We start from the raw sequence: 3,987 nt of genomic DNA, 5'->3' as shown, positions 1-3,987 counted from the left end.
AAGCAACTTTATCTTTTGTGTTCTTATATGTCTTATATGGTGTATTTTTTGAGTTTTGTGTTTTGAGTTAAGGCTTGTTGAGATGCACGGCCGTGCGTCTTTACCTGCCCCCAAAAAAGTTTCTTGTTCCGGGTTTCCGGTTAGCTTGCTTGTAAGAATTCGTCATTGGTCAATTGGTCAATTGGTTCATTGGTTCATTGATCATTGGTAATTGATCATTGGTAATTGATAATTGGTAATTGATCACTGGTAATTGATAATTGGTAATTGATCACTGGTAATTGATCACTGGTAATTGGTAATTGGTAATTGGTAATTGGTAATTGAAAATTGGTAATTGAAAATCAACCTCAACCTACTGACCTACTCGCCTATTAACCTAATGACCTAATGACCTAATGACCTATTATACCACCTTCTCTCCATCCCAACGGACAACTCTGCCTTCGCGGTAAGCTATGGTAGCCATCATTGCAGTAATTCCTTCTTCAAATGCCTGGTCAATACCACAGCTGACGGAAGCACCTGTACGTATCCCATTCAGCCATTCAGCAAGGTGCAGGTGGGCGGTATCAATAATTCTTCCCCCTTGCGATGTATACAAAAGCCCCCTTGAAGCAAAATATTTTTCCGTAGCCGAGCTAATAGCATCCACCTGAGCCTGCATATCGTTGGTAAGACCGATAGGCTGATTGGGTACCACATCTTCGTTCATGATGTAATCCTCATACATGTGAGAACCAGGGTCGACAAACATTTTAAGAGTACCGCCAACCTCAATGGATGCTTCATCACCCATTACTTTCTTTGGCCGATACATGCTACTGGCCAGAGAGGCAGAGTAGAGCAGAGAAAAATGACGCGAGGGATATTCCATCACGGTTTGTTGCACATCGGGTACTTCACGGCTGTCTTTCCAATGGTAAATGCCCCCTGTAGTCGTTACAATCTCAGGAATACCCATTTTCAACATTTGGTTGATACTGTCGAATTCGTGCGTCATCAGGTCGCCATTCAAGCCGGTTCCGTAATCCCAGAAGAGACGCCATCTGAAAAAATGCTCTTTATTAAATGGCGTATTGGTATCTCTCAAAAAATTATTCCAATCGACATTGTGTGGGCCGGCTTCTTCAGGAATATTATAGACCCAGGCGCCATTGGGCGAATTCCGGTTGGTAGTTGTTTCAACAAGATTGATGTTGCCCAACAATCCCGCCTGTACCACTTTTGCTGCCATCACATTGCTCTCGGATTGACGGTTCTGATGCCCCAACTGAAAAACCACCCGGTTCGATTTCACCGCATCTCTAACTTTAAAAACATCTTCCAGCTTATGGGTAAGCGCTTTCTCGCAGTAAACATGCTTTCCGGCATTGGCTGCAGCCACAGATACAGGTCCGTGCCAGTGATCACTTGTTGCTATAACCACAGCATCCACGTCGGGCGCTGCTACCAGATCACGGAAATGGCCGTACTGTTTCACCGGTCGTTCAGTAAAACCGGCAACTCCTTTTCTTTCAATGTTAGCAGCAGCTCGTGCTGCTTCTTTCAATCGCGGCCGGTACAAATCGCAAACACCTGTGATTTCAATATTTAAATCGGGCTGATCGAGGAAAATCTTACGTGCCCTCTCAGACATAGCGTCAATATCCTCAGGCGTCATAAACCCCATAGATTTCATCAGCTGCTTTCCTCTGATACCGAAGCCAACCAGTCCAATGCGCACTTTCTGCCCATCCGAATGGCCGGAAATCTTTGAGGTGGAAGGCATTATTTTTGACTGAATAAACTTTTGAAATGCACTGGCTTCCCTGCCTTTCTCTGCTACAGTTTTTCGGGCAAAAAGGTAACCGTATGCGCCAAGAACAGGTACTCCTGCCAATCCTTTTAATAAATCTCGTCTGTTCATAAAATAAATCGTTGAATTCCTTGCGGATTTTGGGAAATAAGCTGAATAATAACTATTTCAGCAAGATTTAATTCTTCTGCTTTTGTCCACACTCTGGGGCATCAAAAACTTTTGACCATCCACTTCAGAGCTTACTACAAATAAACCGGTTAAGACCCAAAAACTGTCCCGGACGGAACTGCCAAACCACCCATAGGGCCAGAAACATTATCAGGTTTTTATCCACAACCAGATAATTGCCTTCGGCCAATACATCACTGAGATCGCCAAACGGTGGATACGAGAGATAAAAAAACACCAGCAACACCATCCCGGCCACTGAAGCTATTCGTTCAAACAGACCGAGCATCAATAATACACCGGTAATAATCAGTAAAAAAACAACGCCATGATTGGATACGGAGGTCAGAAACTCACTATTTATTATCCACTGAAAGACCCCCTGAAGAGGGCCTTCCGACTGTGCCAGATAATATTGGGCCGTCCACCCGGGAGTAACGAGTTTGTATAATCCTTCGTGCAGAAAAAGCCAACCGATAGCTGTGCGAAGCAGAAACAAGGGAACAGCTTCCTTACTATTTTTTAATTCCATTTCAGATTATTTTGTCTTTTCCCTGACAAAAATATCTTTTCCAATTGAAAAAAACAGAATATGAGAGGAATTTTGTCGAAAAAAGAATCGCAGACACCTTGTTTCTACTTCCCGATCAGCCCTGTAATTCGGTCGTCCAGCTCTTTCTGGTCTTTGGTGAAAGCGGCCAGTCCTGCAAGATTCAGCAAGGTATCAATAGCGGTTTCACCCTTTGAAATAGCATCGGCCCATCTTTCGTGTTTCGGAATCTTTCCGTCGTCGGCTATGTAGAGCTCTTCCATTGGAGTAATATGGGGAAATATGTCGGGAATACCGGCTTCTCGAAGGTAGTCGACGAGTTCCCACGCGTCATCCGGTATATTGCCGGCCAGTTCATGGAAAACCCGTTTCTCTGTTTCCGTGACATGCCACAGCTTATCAATCTGTATTTCAGAGGTGGCAACACCGGGCTCGTAGACAATCTTAAAATCATGGTCGGTCATAGGTTGGTAAGGCCCCTTCAGTTTTTCGATGGCATCCCCGGCCACCTTGGGTGGTATGGTCAGGACATCAATGCCGCACAACAGTGGCAATTGATTATAGTCCCTGATACTGGCAGCAATGAGTCTGGTAGTTGCTCCTGTTTCTTCTCTTAAAGTATTCATGCACCGCTGAGTACGATGAACGGTTTTCTCACCCGGACCTTCGGCTTCTCCCAGGTGATTTTGTTTCATATAGGCGCCAATACGTCCCAAAAAAACATTGGAAAAAGCGGGGCGTGCCAGAAGCGTTACCAACATATTTTGACGGGCACTGAAAAGCAGTGTAAAATTAACAGGTATGCCTTTTTCATGAAGTTTTCGGGCTCCCAAAAGGCCTGAAGGGGTCAACGGCACTTTAATCAGGAAATGCTCAGGCTCTATATTATGAAACCGTTGACCGTAATGAAGAATACCGTCAACGTCGTGAGCCACATCGGTATGAAGCTCCACACTTACCCTGCCTCCGTATCGTTTTACCAACCGGAGTCCGTGCAAGGCGTTAAGTAAAAAAGCCATCTCTATAATACGCTTTTCAGGAGGCAACGCATCAAAGCGATGTGCGATATCTTTTATCAGACCATCATAAATTCCCTTCTGTACCTCCTTGTTAAGCAACGTATTGTTGGTAGTTAATGCACTTACCTCGGGGGTGATCAAACGATCCACCGCCTCCATATCACCGGTGTCAAGCCAGATTTCGCTACCCGTTTCCCTGCACGATTTAAACAGGGGCTGCGAAGGATTTGCAACAGGTTCATCTTTAAATCTTTCCAGTAGTTCCGGTATAAGTTGTTCGGGAATATTTTGTGTAGCCATATTTTGAAGTTTTTATGCACTAATTTAATCAACTATTTATTGAATAACAAGTTTTGATGATGCCGGGGGCTGGGTGCTGGGTGCTGGTTGCTGGTTGCTGGGTGCTGGGTGCTGGGTGCTTGTTGCTGGTTGCTGGTTGCTTGTGCTTG

The 3,987-nt window shown here is 44.7% G+C and carries 3 protein-coding genes; all 3 read right to left on the bottom strand.

The genetic code is table 11. The features are described from left to right. Positions 1-406: 406 nt before the first annotated feature. The 3 genes from OQ5_RS0110470 to OQ5_RS0110460 all read right to left on the bottom strand — a co-directional run bounded on the left by OQ5_RS0110470 (position 407) and on the right by OQ5_RS0110460 (position 3,838). Positions 407-1,909: a Gfo/Idh/MocA family oxidoreductase gene (locus OQ5_RS0110470; protein WP_016777451.1), complete on the bottom strand. Its 1,503-nt coding sequence runs from the start codon at positions 1,907-1,909 to the stop codon at positions 407-409. 124 nt (positions 1,910-2,033) lie between these two features. Continuing rightward, a complete protein-coding gene (locus tag OQ5_RS0110465) occupies positions 2,034-2,501 on the bottom strand; it encodes a DoxX family membrane protein (protein WP_016777450.1) in 468 nt (155 codons plus the stop codon). 104 nt (positions 2,502-2,605) lie between these two features. Next, positions 2,606-3,838 (bottom strand): transaldolase family protein, encoded by a 1,233-nt coding sequence (locus OQ5_RS0110460; protein ID WP_016777449.1) that lies wholly within the window; start codon positions 3,836-3,838, stop codon positions 2,606-2,608. Positions 3,839-3,987 lie beyond the last annotated feature (149 nt).

Source organism: Anaerophaga thermohalophila str. Valhall, from assembly GCF_000250735.1.
GTDB lineage: Bacteria > Bacteroidota > Bacteroidia > Bacteroidales > Marinilabiliaceae > Anaerophaga > Anaerophaga thermohalophila_A.
Note: the sequence above shows the minus strand (reverse complement) of the source record. Positions and strands in the feature narration are given on the sequence as shown.

Bases quoted from the DNA above. Each gene is read 5' to 3' on its own strand.
- OQ5_RS0110460 (WP_016777449.1), bottom strand. From the start codon at position 3,838: ATGGCTACACAAAATATTCCCGAACAACTTATACCGGAACTACTGGAA.
- OQ5_RS0110465 (WP_016777450.1), bottom strand. From the start codon at position 2,501: ATGGAATTAAAAAATAGTAAGGAAGCTGTTCCCTTGTTTCTGCTTCGC.
- OQ5_RS0110470 (WP_016777451.1), bottom strand. From the start codon at position 1,909: ATGAACAGACGAGATTTATTAAAAGGATTGGCAGGAGTACCTGTTCTT.